Origin of the sequence: Stappia sp. (genome assembly GCF_040110915.1) — a bacterium.
In the GTDB taxonomy this organism is placed as follows: domain Bacteria; phylum Pseudomonadota; class Alphaproteobacteria; order Rhizobiales; family Stappiaceae; genus Stappia.
This window is the reverse complement of sequence record NZ_CP157793.1, coordinates 2,220,166-2,235,431: the sequence shown is the minus strand read 5'-3', so window position 1 is coordinate 2,235,431 and position 15,266 is coordinate 2,220,166. Positions and strand designations below refer to the sequence as shown.

The following is a 15,266-nucleotide window of genomic DNA, read 5'->3' as shown; positions in this document are numbered from 1 at the left end:
GTGTGGTTGCTCTACAGGCTGACGTCAGCTCCCCATCAGGTCCTTGATCCCGCCTATGAACGTCTCGTCGTCCTTGCCCTTTCGGTCGTTGAGCAATGCCTCGGCATCGGCGCCCGCGCGGAACCGGAGGCGGTCCCCGGTCTCGTTTACGGCCTGCCAGATGACCTCCGCGACCACCTCGGGCGCGGAGGGGTCCGAGGCCAGCTTGCCGAACAGCCGCCCCATCGCCTCGGCGGTCGGGGCGTAGTCCGAGAGCGTCTCGTCCATCGCGAAGTCGAAGGAGCGGCCGCCGAAATCCGTCCTGATCATTCCCGGCTCCACGATCCGCACACGGATGCCGAGCGGCTCCAGCTCGTAATGCAGCGCCTCGGACAGGCCTTCGACCGCGAACTTGGTGCCGTGGTAGAGCGTCCCGAGCGGGAAGGTGATCTGCCCGCCGATGGACGAGATGTTGACGATGGTGCCCGAGCGGTTCTCGCGCATGTGCGGGAGCACCGCCTTCGTCACCTCCAGAAGGCCGATCACGTTGGTGTCGAACTGGCGGCGGATGCGCTCGGCCGAAAAGGCCTCGAGCGGGCCGTAGGCACCGTAGCCCGCGTTGTTGAGAAGCACGTCGATCCGACCAAACCGGGACAGCCCGTCAGCCACGGCGGCGGCGATGGAGCCCGGGTCGGTCACGTCGAGCCGGGTGACGTGGACGTTGTCCAACGAGGCCAGATCCGCCCCTGCGGAGGGATCGCGCATCGTGGCGACGACGTTCCAGCCCTCGGACTGGAAGCGCAGGGCGGTGGCCTTGCCGATTCCGGAGGAGGCGCCGGTGATCAGGATGGTCTTCATGTCTTTCTCCTCAGGCGTTCAGGTCGAGCATCCGCTCGATGCCGAAACTGGTCAGGACGGTGCGCGTCACGTCGTGCAGCACGTCGTTGTAGCGTTCGATCTCGGGGCCCACGCCGGTATGGTCGACGACCGTGCGGAAGGGTTTCTGTCCGTGAGGCATGTCGAGCAGCGCCACCACTGCCTCGGCGATCCGCTCGGGTCGCTGCGCAGGGGTTGCGTCGAGCATCTGGGCAAGGCCGGCCGCCGACATGGCCGGCACCTGCGCGAAGTCGCCATAGCCGGCCTCGCGGCCAGGATCGCTCGGCGTGACCAAGCCGTCGAAGAAGGCCGTCGGCATCGCACCGGGCTCGATGAGGCAGGACTCGATTCCGAAGCCCGAGAGCTCCGTCCGGTAGCATTCGACGATGGCCTCCAACGCCCATTTCGACGCGGAATAGGTGCCGTAAAAAGGCGTCGCGATCCGCCCGATCAGGCTGGAAGTGTAGAGGACCGTGCCGCGCCCGTTCGCCCGCATGTGCGGCAGGACGGCGCGCATCACCCGCTGCACGCCGGTGACGTTCACGTCGAAAACGCGGGCCATGTCCTCGGGCGACATCAGTTCCTGGATCCCGTAGGAGCCGATCCCGGCATTGTTGAACAGAACGTCGAGACCGCCGAGCGCCGCGATGGCTTCGGCCACGCCAGCTTCGGTGCCGCCCGTATCGGTCACATCCATCTGGACGATCCGCGCACCGGCGGCCTCCAGTTCCGCCAGCGTTCCCGCATTCGGCCCCGCGCGGCTGCGCACGCTGCCCGCCACCACGTGCCCGCGAGCCATGAGCGCCAGCGCTGTCGGCTTGCCGAAGCCGCCCGCGATCCCCGTGATCAAGACCTTCGCCATGGTCGTCCTCCTCGTGTGTTGATGGATCGACCCTAGTCCGATGGTGACGGCCAATCTTTCACGATTGACCGAATTTTTTGCCTGATCCTCCAAGTGGAGAAGTTATCGTACAAAGCAGCAGGTGCGCTGTGCTAGAGGGGCGCAGGGAGGAAAGCATGACTCACGAAGCCCTCTTGCAGCATGTATCGGCCCTGCTCGACCGGGAAGGACCGGCGCAAGGTGCGCTCGCACATGGCCCGAGCGGCCTGCATTTCCTGCGGTTCTGCGCGCCGAGCGGGCAGGATGCGACCGTCTATCGCCCGCTTCTGTGCCTCGTGCTGCAGGGCGCCAAGGAGGTCGGCACGAGCAAAAGAACCCTGCGCGTGGCCGACGGCCAATCCCTTGTCGTCAGCCATGCCCTGCCCGTCGTCTCGCGCATCACCGAAGCGGCGCCGGATCGCCCCTACGTCGCGTTGGTCTTCCCGATCGACCTCGACCTCCTGCGCGGCCTTGCCGCCGACCTGGTGGGGGCGCGCGCCACGGGTCAGCCGGACCCGTTCTCGATCTCACTCTGCCAGACCGATCCGGAGATGGAGGAGGCGCTCTTGCGATACCTGCGCCATTGCGAGGGCGAAGACTCGCGCCGCCTGCTGGCCCCAATCGCGGCGCGCGAGATCCATGCGCGGCTCCTCCTCGGCCCCCATGCCGAGACGTTGCGGAGGCTCCTCTGGCACGAGACGACGGCCAGCCGCATCTTCCAGGCCACGCGCGAAATCCAGTCGGACCTCGCCCGCCCGCTGGTGGTCGGTGATCTCGCGGAGCGGGCCGGCATGAGCAGTTCCGCCTTCTTCGAGCATTTCAAGGCGGTGACCGGCACGTCTCCGCTGCAATACCAAAAGGACCTGCGCCTGTTGCGCGCCCGCGAAGCCTTGCGCAGCACGAACGGGAAGGTCTCCGAGATCGCCTTCGGGGTGGGTTACGAAAGCTCGGCCCAGTTCTCACGGGAATACGCCCGCAAGTTCGGCCGCGCGCCAAGGCAGGACCGCGTGGCTCATGCGGCGGAATAGCCGTGGGTCCTCGACGTTTTGTTTTGGGTGGCAGTCGCCTCTTGTGCGGATAGCGATCTCAAATATGGTCTAGCAAATAGAAACAATGGTTTATGGGGTAGAGAACGTTCGCCCCCGGTCCCGTCCCCTCCGCCATTCTCTGACTTCGCGCCGTCGCCCTTCGGGCTTCGCTCCAGTCGGGACCTCGCATCGGCTCGGACGGCTCTTCGCCTTGCGAACCCGTCGGGTTCGAGCTTTCTCTCGGAAGCTCCGCCATTTTCATTTGCGTCTTGCCACCGCCAGACCGAAGCGCAATGGCTTCGGGCTCGAGTTTCGTCCGTCCCCCCCTTGGCCATTCGCAATAGCGAACGCGTTCTGCCGATCGGGCTGCGGCCGGGTGTTTTCGTTGTTTTCGACGAGTATGCGGGAGGGGCCGCGGACCTGCTCCGGCGCCACGCGGGCCGGAAACGGTGTCTCGGGGGCGGCAGTCTTCGGACCTCAAGCAATGGCCCGTACCAGCTGTAATCTCTTACCTGGTTGTTCATCCGGATCGACCGCCCGACGCTGATTGTTGCGAGACAGTCAGCCGGGAGGGGGAGAGAGGCAATTGCCGAGGCGTTTGCGCACGACGTGCTCCGTCGCGGCGCGTCACGCGCGCGGCATGCGCCCGCGTCGGTTCAAGACGGCGCAGACCAGCCGGAAAACCAGGCTCGACAGGCTGATGGCGATGACGATCCGGAGGACGTGATGGGTCGTCACGAAGACCGGCGAAATGCCGAGCGAGATCGCGATCAGGCTCATTTCGGCGAGCCCGCCGGGTGCGAAGGCCAGAAACACTGCTTCCGGCGTGGCAATTCCCGATGCCGACAGGGCGATGGCGATGAGGCCGGCGAGGCCGAGCGACAGGCTCAGGGCGACGAGGGCGAGGCCGAAGCCATGCGCGAGCGTGCACCGACCCTGGCCGACGAAGCGCAGTCCGATGCCAAGGCCGAGGATGACCTGGGCCGCCATGACCAGGACCGTCGGGACGCTGGCGTTCGTCAAACCGCCCGCATGGATGGCCGCACTCGCGAGAAACGGCCCGATCATGATGGCCGCCGGCAGGCGAAGGGCGCGGCCCGCCACAGTGCCGACGAGGCCGGAGGCGGCCAGCAGCACGGCGTCGCGCACCGTCAGGCTGCCGTTCTCGGGGGCGGCAAGACTGGCACCCGCAGCGCTGCCGACGCTCTGGCCGGTGACGAAGGTGAACAGGACGGGAATGATGAGCACGCTGAGCGCGATGCGGCTGAAATGCTGCATGCTCATGAGGGCGACCGTGCCGCCGCGGCTCTCGCCGATCAGCACCGACTCGATGAGCCCGCCGGGGCTTGCAGCGAAAAAGGCCGTCGGCAGATCGTAACCGCCGAGACGATGAAACACGGCGAAATTGACCAGCTGCAGCGCCAGGATGAACGGCACCAGCAGCAGGAGGCTCGGCCACCACTGGCCGAGAGCGGAGAAGACGTCGGCGCTGACCCCCGCGCCGATCATGACGCCGATCACCGGCACGGCAGCCAGACGGATCCGTTCGGGAAAGGCCGGCGGCTTGCCCGCGATCCTGAGGCCGCTGACGGCGAGCAGGGCGGTGCCGATCAGGGATCCCAGGAGCCACGGTAGAGGCAGACCGAGGACGCTCGCGCCGAGCCCTCCCGCAGCAGCAACGGCAAGCGTTGCGGTGGCGACGAAAACCTTGCGCAAGCGACGGGCCAAGGCTCAGCCCCGCCCGGCCCAGCGACCGGCAATGCCGGCATCGATATCGAACAGATCGAGCAGCCGGCCGACCGAATGGTCGATGATCTGGGTGATCTGCGTGGGCCGGGTATAGAAGGCCGGCACCAGCGGCGCAACGATCGCGCCGGCCTCCGTGACGGCCGTCATGGAGCGCATGTGGCCGAGATGGAGCGGCGTTTCCCTGAGGCCGAGCACCAGCCTGCGACGCTCCTTGAGGACGACGTCGGCTGCGCGGGGCAGAAGCGACGACGTCACGCCGGTGGCGATCTCGCCCATCGTGCGGATCGAGCAGGGCAGGATCAGCATGCCGCGCGTGCGAAACGAACCGGACGCGATCGATGCTCCGACATCGCCGACCGGATGGCAGTGATCGGCGAGCGCCTTGACGTCGCGCGGTGCGATGTCGACCTCGGAGCGCATGGTCATTTCCGCCGATTTGGTGACCACGAGATGGGTCTCGATGCCAAGCATGCGCAGGATTTCCAGGGCCCGAATCCCGTAGATGACCCCGGACGCTCCCGAAATGCCGATGATCATGGGTGGCGATGCGGTCATGAAGGAACCACGCGTTGATCGAAAGTGGCGGATTGCGGGATCGCACCAGTCCGGGCGAAGGCCGGTTGCATGAACGTCTGCATGCCGGCGGGTCGGACGACGGCAACGGGCATGAGCAGGTTGCGCAAAAGCTGACCGGCACCGCCGACGACACTATGCTGCAAGATATTGAGCGTGAACGCGTTCCTTTCGATCGGACGGCTTCGGCCGATCGGAAATCGCATCTTGCGCCGGCTGTCATGCGCCGGGGCACGGCCTGCCGGCCAGGCCGGTTGTTCGCTCTCCATGCGCTGTCTTCCTCCCTGTCCTTCGCAATCGCCCAAGGGTCTGCATCGACCCGGTTGGCGCAACGGGACGTTGTCCAAAAAGTGTTGACACTTTAGTCAAGGCCGTGCCGGATGGAAAGGCCCAAGCTGGCAGGGCCCGGGCGGGGAAGGCCTGTACGGCCGGGCGCGCGCCATGCCGGTCCATCGAGAGGCGGGGGAGAGGGGCGGGAGAAACGGGAGGAAACCGGGCATGATGTCAGACGATACCGACACGACCGAAGGCCGGGAGGCCGCCGGCTTGCGGACGGGCGGACCGGGGACGACGGACCAAGAGCGGACAGGGCCGTTGACGGCGAAGGTCCGGCAGGCGGGCCCGGTCGCCAAGGTCACGGGGCGTTCGGCGGGACCGGGCGGTGGACACGATCGCCGTGTCGGGTTCGATCCCGGCATTGCCCTCGATCCCACGGCCGAGCCGGCCTACCGGTTCGTGCCGGACGTCGCGCCAGACTTTGCGCCAGACTTTGCGCCAGACGTCGCGCCGGACGTCGCGCCAGACAATGGGCCGGGCGCATCATGACCTGCTGTCCGACCATTGCGGAGGCCGGTCGCCTCCTGCGCGCCGGTGCGATCACCAGCGTCGACCTGACCCGGCTTCATCTCGACCGCATTGCGCGGCTCGATGATCGGATCGATGCCTATCTGACCGTTATGGAGGAGCCGGCGCTTTCCGCGGCCGAGCGGGCCGATGCCGCTTTTCGCGCCGGCGTGGATCATGGCCCGATGCACGGCATCCCCTATTGCCTGAAGGATATCTTCGATGTCGCGGGCATGGTCACGACATGCCATTCGCGGATCGTGCCCGAAGAGCCGGCGACCGCGGACGCCGCCGTTGTCGCCCGGCTCGCGGCGGCCGGAGCCGTTCTCCTCGGCAAGACCGCCCTTCACGAGTTCGGCACCGGCGGCCCGACCTTCGACCTGCCTTTCCCGCCGGCGCGCAATCCCTGGAACCGGGATCATCATCCGGGCGGATCGACCAGCGGGTCGGGCGCCGCGGTCGCCGCCGGGCTCGCAATGGCGGGGATCGGCACGGATACGCTGGGATCGGTGCGCAGCCCTGCCACGGCCTGCGGCCTCGTCGGCCTGAAGCCCACCTATGACGCGGTGCCGCGCCGGGGCTGTTTTCCGCTTGCCTTTTCGCTCGACCATGTCGGGCCGCTGACCCGCACCGTGGACGATTGCGCGCGCGTCATGGATGTGATCGCCGAGCCCGCCCGAGGGGGCGGCTCCTATGGCGCGGAACTCGGGCGCGATCTCGAGGGCCTGCGGATCGGCACGCTCGACGCCTTTCACGCGGCGGCCGGGGGAGCGATCGATCCGGAGATCGAGGCGGGTTTCGACAATGCCCTTGCCGCCCTGCGCGATGCCGGCGCCGAGATCGTCGCGCTCGACGATCTGCCGCCCTTTGATGCGCTTCAGGCCACGGCGCTGACGATCCACCGCGCCGAGGCCCATACGGTGCACCGGGCCTGGCTTGCGGAACGACCCGACGACTACTGCGCGATCAGCCGCGAAAAGCTGCAGGCCGGTGCCGCCCTCAGCGCGTCCGACTTCATCGTCGCTCAACAGGCGCGCGCCGAACTCATCGCGCGCTATCGGCGCGCGACAGCGGCGGTCGATGCCGTGGTCGGCCTGTCGTCCTTCACGCTTCCCTGCCGGATCGACGATCCGGCCGCGCTCGCCGCGACCTATCGGCGCCATATGCGCACGCCCTTCAATCTCCTGGGCGATCCGACGCTGTCCATGCCCGTCGGAGTGTCGCGGACCGGTCTGCCGCTCGCCGTTCAGCTTTCGGCGCCTGCTTATGGCGAGGCGCGCCTGCTACGGATCGCCGACGGTCTGGAGCGGGCTCTCGGCCGGATGAACGCACCGCCGGGTTTCGCCTGGGAGGAAGCGTCGTCAACCGCATTGCCGGATTCAACGACGCGATCGTGATCCTAAAATGTTGACACTTTTAGTTTGTGGCGGGTTGAGCGCGCGAAAGACCGCAATCGAGCGCGGGTGCGCTGCCTCTTGTCCGGACGCTTGTCGGACATCCGGGCCGGACACGCGCAATGGGGCGCCGGATTGGCGGGGTGGAATAAAAAAATGAATATAATCAGATAAATATATCGAAGCCTTGGAAATCATGTCCGCAGCGACCGTCGTCCCCGATGCATGCTGTTGCGCCAGGAACACGCGCTCACGGCTTTTGCGTGAGCAGGATGTCACGAGCCATCGCTGCGTCATGTTGACCCATGTTGCAGCGTTGTGATAGCAAAGTGTTAACAGAATGAGGCGAGTTCGCGGAGTGAGGCGATGCGGGTGCGGCCCGCGCGGCGCGGTCGTCGCTGCCTTGCGGCTGTGGAGGGCCGCGCGGTTGCGGTGCGACGGGACAATCGACGCGGGTTCTGCGCGGACCGTCGGCTCGATGCGGGAGGACAGGAATGACGATGGGGGAGGGACGATGAAGCTGCCGCTTGCTGACAGCGACATCCGGCAGACCGTGACGGCGCTGATCGATGGGGTGCCGGTGCGCGGCGGTGGGGCCGAGATCCCGGTCTTCTATCCGGCAACCGGCGGCCGGGTCGCGACGCTGGTCGAGGACGAGGCCGCCGATATCGACCGCGCCGTCGCCGCGGCGCGCCGCGCCTTCGATCGCGGACCGTGGCCGCGTCTCGGCGTCGAGGAGCGGCAAGACCGTCTCTGCCGGTTCTCCGAGGTCATCGAGGCCAACATCCCGCTTCTCGCCGGCCTCGAATGCCTCGACACCGGCAAGCCCATGCGCGATCTCCTGACGCGCTATCTGAAGCGCACGGCGCGTTGCTTCCGTTTCTTCGCCGAGTATATCGGCCAGTCTTCCGGTGTCGTCTACGACCAGGTGAAAGGCTATCGCACGGTCGTGGCGCGTGAGCCCATCGGCGTCGCCGCCCTGCTCGCGCCGTGGAATTCTCCGATTTCGCTCGGCTCCATGAAAGTCGCCGCCGCGCTGGCATTCGGCAATACCTGCGTGCTGAAGCCGTCCGAGCAGACGCCCTCGGCGCTTGTCCGCCTGGTGGAACTCCTGCACGAGGCGGGGCTGCCGGAGGGCGCCGTCAATGTCGTCAATGGACGCGGGCCGGTGACGGGTGCGGCGCTCGTTGCGCATCCGGACGTCGACCTGGTCTCCTTCACCGGGGGCACGGAGACCGGCCGCGCCATCATGGCGTCCGCGGCCCGCAATCTCATACCCTGCATGACGGAACTCGGCGGCAAGTCCGCCAACATCGTCTTCGCCTCCGCCGATCTCGACCAGGCGCTCGATGGCGCGCTGCTCGGCATCTACACCAATGCCGGTCAGCAATGTCTCGCCGGCTCGCGCATCCTGGTGGAGCGGCCGGTCTTCGACGCCTTCGTGGCGCGGTTCGCCGAGCGGGCCGAGCGTATCCGGCTCGGCGATCCGACCGACGATGCGACCGAGATGGGGCCGGTGGCCTCCGAGCAGCATATGAACCGCGTCCTGTCCTATGCCGAACTCGCGCGGAACGAGGGCGGCCGGCTCGTGACGGGCGGTGTCCGCGACGAGAGCCTGGGCAATGGCTATTTCGTCAGGCCGACGGCCGTGGTCGCCGCGTCCAACGAGACGCGCGTGGCGCAGGAGGAAATCTTCGGCCCCTTCGCGACCTTCCTGCCCTTCGACGGGATCGAGGAGGCGGTGGCAATCGCCAACGGCACCGATTTCGGCCTCATGTCCTATGTGTGGTCGGACCATCTGCCGACCGTCAACGCCGTCGTTCCGCGCCTGCGGTCCGGTGGTGTCATGGTCAACGCGAGCATGATGCGCGACCTGCGCGCGCCCTTTGGCGGCTTCAAGGAATCGGGTGTCGGCCGCGAGGGCGGCGCGGCCTGCGAGCGCTTCTACACGCATGAGAAATTCGTCTCCACCCGGCTCGCGCCGGGGCCGTTGCGTCAGCTCGGCGCGGCTTAGTGCGGGGGCCAGTTGCCCGGCTTGTCCGGCAACGCCGTGCTCCAAATTGTCGAGCCTGCGCGAAGTCCCTTCGCTCAGGCGAGCCCGTCCGGAAGGACAAGCGCCAGGGGAGCTTCGGCAATGCCGTCTGTCGGGATCGTCGGGTTGGGGCGGATGGGGATGGGGATCGCTCTATCCTTGCTCCGTGCCGGCTTCGACGTGCAGGGCGTGGACGCAAACCCGGCAACGGCCGAGGCCGGGCGGCGTGCCGGCGTGACACTTCGTGCCAGACCTGCCGACCTCGCCCGGTGCTGCGACCTGATCGTGGTGATGGTCGGCTTCGAGGCGGAGGTGGAGCTGGTCCTGTTCGGTGACGGCGGTCTGGTCCCCGCTGCCCCGGCCGGCCTGATCATCGCGATCGCGTCGACCGTTCCGCCCGCCGCGATCAAGCGACTGGGCGCGCGTCTTGCCGACACGGGGGTCGTGCTGGTCGACGCGCCGGTCTCGCGCGGCGAGGCGGCGGCCGCCGACGGCACACTCCTGATGTTTGCCGGCGGCCCGGATGCGGCGGTCGCCGCCTGTCGCCCGGTCTTCCAGAGCTTTTGTTCCGACATCGTTCATGTCGGTCCGCTCGGTGGCGGCCAGACCGCCAAGATGATCAGCAACATGATCCTCTGGGCCTGCCTCACGGCCACGGTCGAGGGGCTCGATCTCGCCGAGGCCATGGGTGTCGACCGGGAGCGCCTTCGCGCGGCGCTGGCGCTTGGCAGTGCCGACAATTGGGCCTTGCGCACCCGCGCCGACGAACGCGGCATGCTGTGGGCGGAGAAGGATCTGATGATCCTGCTGTCCGAGGCCGATGCCGCCCGGCGCGCCCTCCCGCTCGCCGGAGCGCTGAAGGAGGCGGTCAAGGCCCTCAAGATCGCACGCGGTCTGCCAATGCCGGACTGAGCCGGTCGGTCGGCCGCATGTCCCGAGCTCGGTTCATGTCAGTGTCGACAATACATTTGGTTTTAACTTGATCGTTCTGGGGATGAACGCAATTCTATTGAGCAAATTGGCGCAGAAAGAGAAGTTTTCCTTCTGAAGACCTTGCATCCCTCCGTCCAATCGGCAAAACTGTCTACAGTTAAGTCTTTCAAAGGTCGTGCGAGCGGAGGGAGTCCGGTGCGTCTGACGCGCGCGGGCGGTGGCTCTGCCGCCAATAGACTTCGCGGGAGGGAACAGGATGATGTCAGGCGCGCGACATGCCGCCATCGCGAACCGGGTCATCGTTGCGGGGGCGGGGCCGGTCGGACTATCCGTTGCCGTCGCGCTGGCCGATCGCGGTGTGCCGGTCCTCGTTCTTGAAAAGCGCGACAGCCTGACGGCCGCCTCGAAGGCGTCCACCTTTCATCCGTCGACGCTCGAGATCCTCGATGCGCTCGGCGTCATCGAGCCGATCCTGGCGGAAGGCCAGCGCATCGACCGGATCCAGTATCGCACGATCGATGCGGGGATCATCGCCGAATACGATCTCGGGCTTCTGGCCGGCGAGACGCGCTATCCGTTCCGCCTGCATCTCGAGCAGTCGCGTGTCACGCCGCTTCTTCTGGCCCGCCTTTCCGGCCACGAACACGCCGAAGTCCGCTTCGGTGCCGAGGTCGCCGACGCCGTGAACGAGGGCGGGGGCGTGGCGGTCACGGTCGTGGGCTCTGCCGTCTCCGAAACCGTGCGCGGCCGGTATCTGATTGCCGCCGACGGTGCCCGTTCGGCCATTCGCGACCGGCTGGGGATTGCCTTCGACGGCAGCGCCTATTCCACCAAGGTGCTGCGCCTGATGACAGATATGGACCTTGAGGCCTGGCTGCCGGGTCTGGCGCCGGTCACCTATGTGTTCAACGGCGAGGCGTCGATCAGCCTGCTTCGCATGCCGGATTGCTGGCGCATCATCCTTCGCCTGCCGGTCTCCGTGCCCGACGAGGAGGCGCTGCAACCCGACTGGATGCTGGCGCGGCTGCGCGAGGTTCTGCCGATGGCCGACGGGCTGCCGCCACTGCTCAATACCGACATCTATTCGGCGTCGAAGCGTGTTGCGTCGCGCTATAGGGACGGTGCGATCTTTCTCGCCGGCGACAGCGTGCACGTCACCAATACGCGCGGCGGCATGAACATGAATTGCGGGCTGCACGATGCCTGGCAACTCGCCGCCGCCATGACCGAGGCGATGAAGACCGGTCGTCATGCCGCTCTCGACGCCTATGCCGAGGAACGCCACCGCATCGCCACCGACTTTCTGATCCCGCGCACCGACCGCAGCGTCGGGGATGCTGCCACGTGGCTGGAAACCGTCAGCGCCCGCGCCGCCGATCCGGAGGCGACCCGCGCCTTTCTCGTGGAAGGCGCCATGCTCGATATCGCGCCGCGCCCCTTCGGCGCCGGTGCCAGGTCAGGGGAGGCCGCGCAATGACGACAACGCTGAAACGCAGGGCAATCGTACCGCCCGAACTCGAGCTTCGCCGACGGCTCGCCGTGGCGACGCCGCCGGCCAATCCGACGGTCGAACCGGAACTGCACTATCTTCTGCCCGCCGGAGTGACCCTCTACACCACGCGCCTTCCGGTGTCCGCCTCGACGCGTCTCGAGACCCGCAATGAAGGCTATGTCCGCAACTACGACGCGCTCTATGAAAGCTTCGGCGCGCTCAAGCCGTCCTCGCTGCTGATCGGTCTGACCGGCCCGAGCTACCGGCTCGGCCCCGACGGCGACGAGGCGCTCGCGGCGCGCCTGACCGCGGCGGCCGGCGCACCGGTGCTCACCGTGAGCCTTGCGATCCGCAAGGCGCTTGTCGCGCTCGGCGCCCGGCGCCTCAATCTTGTCTCGCCCTATCCCGGCTGGCTGACGGACAAGGCCGTTGCCTATTGGGAGGCGGCAGGCTTCACCGTGCGCCACGTCGTCAAGGATCAGCAAGAATTCCGCGCCTACGATATGACGACGCAGGATGTCGCCGCGCTTCTGGAGCGGGTGCCGTTCGAGGACGCGGATGCAACCGTGATGAGCGGCACCGGAATGATCACCATTCCCGCCATTCAAGCGGCACGGAAGGATGTGGCGCGGCCGATCCTGTCGTCCAATCTCTGCGGCGCCTGGTGGCTGACGGGGCAGGCGGGCCTCGCGGCATCCGGGGCCCTCGGCCGATCGTGTCCCGAGTTGGTCGGCGCGCTGTAACCACCCGCCGGAGATCTTGGTCGTCCCGACCCGACGACGACCGGTCGTTGCTTGCGGAGAACCGTTCATGCCGATCGCGAAATCCCGGACCTCACTCTTCCCGGCCGTGGCCGGGACGGGCACCGACCCGAGTCCCGCGCCCCCGCCGCAGGGCACGCCGGCCAGGGCCGGCGGCGAACCGGCCGGCGGCGAGATCCCGCGTTACCACCGGCTCTATGCCGCCTTGCGTCAGAAGATCGTCGCCGGCGTCTGGCCGCCGCCGCGGCCCTTGCCGACGGAAGCGGAACTCGCCGCCTTCTATGGCGTGTCGCGCGTGACCGTTCGCAGGGCCATGGTGCTTCTAGAGGAGCAGAGCCTCATCTGGCGCCAGCGCGGCCGCGGCACCTTCGTCAACGATGCCGTCCTGGGCGGCGGCGACCGGTCGAACTTCGGCGGCTTGCTTGAGAACATCAACGACTTCCAGCTTGTCACGACCGTCGAGCCGATCCGCTTTGCCACCCTTGCCGCCAATGCGGAGGTGGCACGGCGCCTGGAAGTGGCGGGCGGTTCGGACGTTCTCCAGGTCGTGCGTGTCCGGCACCGCCCGGATGGCCCGATCTCGCATGTCACCTGTCATGTGCGCTTCCCGGAAGCCGACAGCATCGACCCGGATCTGCTCGGCAACCGCCCGGTGCTCGCCGCGCTGGAAGCCGCCGGCATCCGCGTCGACCGGGTCGAGCAGGGCCTGTCCGCCGTCAATGCCGAGGGGGAGGTCGCCGAGCGCCTCGACGTGCCGGTCGGCACGGCGTTGATCTCCATGTGGCGCGTCGTGCGCGACACGGTCGGCCGGCCCGTTCAGTTCATCCGCTCGCTCTACCGGCCGGACCGGTACGAATACCGCGTGGGGCTGTCGCGCCATGCCGGGGCGACACCGCCACGCTGGGTGCCGCTCGACTGAGGCGTCGGACCGAAGCGGCATTCATCGCAGGAGATGACCGAAACGCGCCCTGGCCGCGGCGCGCTGTTCCGGCGTCGGCCGGGAACTCGCGGGAAACCGGTCGCGCCAGTGAAACGGGATGCAGGCGTCGATGATCATCCGGGAATTGGTGATATCGCCGGCCGCCCGCTGCTCCGGCGGAATGCGCGGATCGGCCGGCGACGTCCATGCCCCGCGGATGAAGTCGGTGGATGTTACCGGATCCGAGCGGGTGAGCGCCGCCCAGATCACCTCGTCCAGGTTGGACGGATCGATATCGTCGTCGACGACGATCACCCATTTGCCGCCATAGGCGCCGGCATGACACTGACAGGCAATGTGGCCGGCCTGACGCGCGTGGCCGGGATGGCGCTGCTCGATGGCGACGACGGTGAGCATGCGGGCGCCGCCCACTTCATGGCACCATACGCCCGCTATGCCGGGAATGCCGCTTGCCTCGATGTTGCGCCGCACGATTGCCGTCCGCGTGATCGCCCGGAAACGCGAGTATTCGTCCGGCAGGCTCTGGGGAATGAAGCCGAGCAGGATCGGATCCTTGCGGTGATAGATCGCAGAAACCCGGACCAGCGGGCGCTTGCGGCCGGCTTCCGTATAGGTGCCGGTCCAGTCTCCGAACGGTCCCTCGGGCACCACGGCCTCGGGGTCGACGAAACCCTCGATGACGATTTCGGCATTGGCGGGGAAGGGCAGGCCGGTGTGGCGGCCGCGGACGAGTTCGAGCGGCCGGCCCCGCATGCCCCCGGCAATGTCGTATTCGCTGATCTCGGCCGGCGCCTCGATGCCGGAAAGAAGGAAGGTGAGGGGATCGCCGCCGACGACGATGGCGACCGGCATATGTTCGCCGCGCGCGGCATATTTCTGATGGTGCAGGCGGCCGTGCTTGCCCGGTCCGGCGTTGTAGGACAGGCTCTGGCGGTCGTTCAGCATCACCCTGTAGCAGCCGAGATTGAGCCAGCCGCTGTCGGGATCGCGGGTCAGGTTGAAGCTGCCGGTTCCGATATATCGGCCGCCGTCTCCCGGATGCCAGAAGGGTGTCGGGAAGATGTCGAGGTCGACCGCGTCGCCCTCCAGCACATGGTCCAGGATCGGTCCGGTGTCCACGATCGCCGGCGGGATCAGGGTGTCGTTCGGCCGGTAGATCTCGGAAAAGCCGTTGCTCAGCGCCTGCTTGTCGTAATGGGCGGGAAAGCCCAGCGTCATTGCCTTGCGCTGGCCGCCGAAGATGTTGGTGAGCACCCGGAAGCCCTTGGCGTGGCCCGGGATCTCGTCGAACAGAAGGGCCGGCGTTGTGTCGGAATGGCTGACGAGTTCCGTGGCCGCGCCGATGCCCTCCTGCCAGTCGACGCCGGTCAGCACCTCCAGTTCCCCCAGTGCCTCGGCCTCGGCGATCCAGTCGCGCAGATCCGAATAGGCGACGTCGAAGCGCTGCCCGCCGGTTCGATCGTCCGCAGCGTGACCGTCGTCGCGTGCCTGAGCCATGTCTCGCTCTCCTCCTTCGCTGCCCGAGCGTTCCGCATGTGATCTCACGGATGTTCAAAGTGTCAACAGAAAAGGGAGATTAGGTGCAGAAAACAATTTCTCAGCATTTCGCGCTGCCAAAAAACCGCGAAAAACCAAATGTATATGAATTGACAATGCTTGGTTTCTTGCAAGACTTGGAAAAACTGTCAGCAGTTTGAGGGGTGCGAGCTGCCGTTCCGGTGCGTGAGCCCGCACCGGACGTCCCGGAACCCATGTGAGGAGAGGGAGGGGCGTCCCGGAACCGATG

At 67.1% G+C, this 15,266-nt stretch carries 14 protein-coding genes; 8 read left to right on the top strand and 6 right to left on the bottom strand.

The genetic code is table 11. The features are described 5' to 3' along the window. Positions 1–24 precede the first annotated feature (24 nt). The gene (locus ABL312_RS09780) at positions 25–837 is read right to left on the bottom strand and encodes an SDR family oxidoreductase (RefSeq protein ID WP_349361201.1); all 813 of its coding nucleotides are present in this window, start codon (positions 835–837) and stop codon (positions 25–27) included. Positions 838–847: 10 nt separating this feature from the next. After that, positions 848–1,717 carry an SDR family NAD(P)-dependent oxidoreductase gene (locus ABL312_RS09775; RefSeq protein ID WP_349361200.1) on the bottom strand — a complete coding sequence of 290 codons (870 nt, stop codon included), beginning with the start codon at positions 1,715–1,717 and terminating at the stop codon, positions 848–850. A 155-nt stretch (positions 1,718–1,872) separates the two neighbouring features. Between ABL312_RS09775 and ABL312_RS09770 the strand changes: the two genes are divergently transcribed. After that, entirely contained in the window at positions 1,873–2,763 is an 891-nt protein-coding gene (locus ABL312_RS09770; protein WP_349361199.1) for an AraC family transcriptional regulator, read from the top strand. Positions 2,764–3,390: 627 nt separating this feature from the next. Here the strand turns inward: ABL312_RS09770 and ABL312_RS09765 are convergent. The 3 genes from ABL312_RS09765 to ABL312_RS09755 are packed head-to-tail and all read right to left on the bottom strand — an operon-like array spanning position 3,391 to position 5,354. After that, complete coding sequence (locus tag ABL312_RS09765) at positions 3,391–4,491, bottom strand: AbrB family transcriptional regulator (RefSeq protein ID WP_349361198.1); 1,101 nt, start codon at positions 4,489–4,491, stop codon at positions 3,391–3,393. A 3-nt stretch (positions 4,492–4,494) separates the two neighbouring features. Then, positions 4,495–5,067 carry a UbiX family flavin prenyltransferase gene (locus ABL312_RS09760; protein WP_349361197.1) on the bottom strand — a complete coding sequence of 191 codons (573 nt, stop codon included), beginning with the start codon at positions 5,065–5,067 and terminating at the stop codon, positions 4,495–4,497. After that, complete coding sequence (locus tag ABL312_RS09755) at positions 5,064–5,354, bottom strand: hypothetical protein (RefSeq protein ID WP_349361196.1); 291 nt, start codon at positions 5,352–5,354, stop codon at positions 5,064–5,066. Before ABL312_RS09755 ends, ABL312_RS09760 begins: the two co-directional genes overlap by 4 nt. 229 nt (positions 5,355–5,583) lie before the next feature. Here ABL312_RS09755 and ABL312_RS09750 point away from each other — a divergent pair, with 229 nt between their 5' ends. From ABL312_RS09750 to ABL312_RS09720, 7 genes are all read left to right on the top strand, one after another. Continuing rightward, the gene (locus ABL312_RS09750; protein ID WP_349361195.1) at positions 5,584–5,910 is read left to right on the top strand and encodes a hypothetical protein; all 327 of its coding nucleotides are present in this window, start codon (positions 5,584–5,586) and stop codon (positions 5,908–5,910) included. Then, positions 5,907–7,325 (top strand): amidase, encoded by a 1,419-nt coding sequence (locus ABL312_RS09745; RefSeq protein ID WP_349361194.1) that lies wholly within the window; start codon positions 5,907–5,909, stop codon positions 7,323–7,325. The genes ABL312_RS09750 and ABL312_RS09745 overlap by 4 nt, the downstream gene beginning before the upstream one ends. 511 nt (positions 7,326–7,836) lie before the next feature. Further along, the gene (locus ABL312_RS09740; RefSeq protein WP_349361193.1) at positions 7,837–9,336 is read left to right on the top strand and encodes an aldehyde dehydrogenase; all 1,500 of its coding nucleotides are present in this window, start codon (positions 7,837–7,839) and stop codon (positions 9,334–9,336) included. A 120-nt stretch (positions 9,337–9,456) separates the two neighbouring features. Continuing rightward, a complete protein-coding gene (locus ABL312_RS09735; protein WP_349361192.1) occupies positions 9,457–10,266 on the top strand; it encodes an NAD(P)-dependent oxidoreductase in 810 nt (269 codons plus the stop codon). 277 nt (positions 10,267–10,543) lie between these two features. Then, positions 10,544–11,764, top strand: coding sequence for an FAD-dependent oxidoreductase (locus ABL312_RS09730; RefSeq protein ID WP_349361191.1), 1,221 nt, complete (start codon positions 10,544–10,546; stop codon positions 11,762–11,764). Further along, complete coding sequence (locus tag ABL312_RS09725; RefSeq protein ID WP_349361190.1) at positions 11,761–12,522, top strand: hypothetical protein; 762 nt, start codon at positions 11,761–11,763, stop codon at positions 12,520–12,522. Before ABL312_RS09730 ends, ABL312_RS09725 begins: the two co-directional genes overlap by 4 nt. A gap of 67 nt (positions 12,523–12,589) precedes the next feature. After that, positions 12,590–13,459: a GntR family transcriptional regulator gene (locus ABL312_RS09720; RefSeq protein ID WP_349361189.1), complete on the top strand. Its 870-nt coding sequence runs from the start codon at positions 12,590–12,592 to the stop codon at positions 13,457–13,459. 21 nt (positions 13,460–13,480) lie between these two features. Here ABL312_RS09720 and ABL312_RS09715 read toward each other — a convergent pair whose 3' ends face one another. After that, positions 13,481–14,977, bottom strand: a complete 1,497-nt coding sequence (locus ABL312_RS09715; protein WP_349361188.1) for a UbiD family decarboxylase — start codon at positions 14,975–14,977, stop codon at positions 13,481–13,483. Positions 14,978–15,266 lie beyond the last annotated feature (289 nt).

Bases quoted from the DNA above. Each gene is read 5' to 3' on its own strand.
- ABL312_RS09780 (WP_349361201.1), bottom strand. From the start codon at position 837: ATGAAGACCATCCTGATCACCGGCGCCTCCTCCGGAATCGGCAAGGCC.
- ABL312_RS09775 (WP_349361200.1), bottom strand. From the start codon at position 1,717: ATGGCGAAGGTCTTGATCACGGGGATCGCGGGCGGCTTCGGCAAGCCG.
- ABL312_RS09770 (WP_349361199.1), top strand. From the start codon at position 1,873: ATGACTCACGAAGCCCTCTTGCAGCATGTATCGGCCCTGCTCGACCGG.
- ABL312_RS09760 (WP_349361197.1), bottom strand. From the start codon at position 5,067: ATGACCGCATCGCCACCCATGATCATCGGCATTTCGGGAGCGTCCGGG.
- ABL312_RS09755 (WP_349361196.1), bottom strand. From the start codon at position 5,354: ATGGAGAGCGAACAACCGGCCTGGCCGGCAGGCCGTGCCCCGGCGCAT.
- ABL312_RS09750 (WP_349361195.1), top strand. From the start codon at position 5,584: ATGATGTCAGACGATACCGACACGACCGAAGGCCGGGAGGCCGCCGGC.
- ABL312_RS09745 (WP_349361194.1), top strand. From the start codon at position 5,907: ATGACCTGCTGTCCGACCATTGCGGAGGCCGGTCGCCTCCTGCGCGCC.
- ABL312_RS09740 (WP_349361193.1), top strand. From the start codon at position 7,837: ATGAAGCTGCCGCTTGCTGACAGCGACATCCGGCAGACCGTGACGGCG.
- ABL312_RS09735 (WP_349361192.1), top strand. From the start codon at position 9,457: ATGCCGTCTGTCGGGATCGTCGGGTTGGGGCGGATGGGGATGGGGATC.
- ABL312_RS09730 (WP_349361191.1), top strand. From the start codon at position 10,544: ATGATGTCAGGCGCGCGACATGCCGCCATCGCGAACCGGGTCATCGTT.
- ABL312_RS09725 (WP_349361190.1), top strand. From the start codon at position 11,761: ATGACGACAACGCTGAAACGCAGGGCAATCGTACCGCCCGAACTCGAG.
- ABL312_RS09720 (WP_349361189.1), top strand. From the start codon at position 12,590: ATGCCGATCGCGAAATCCCGGACCTCACTCTTCCCGGCCGTGGCCGGG.
- ABL312_RS09715 (WP_349361188.1), bottom strand. From the start codon at position 14,977: ATGGCTCAGGCACGCGACGACGGTCACGCTGCGGACGATCGAACCGGC.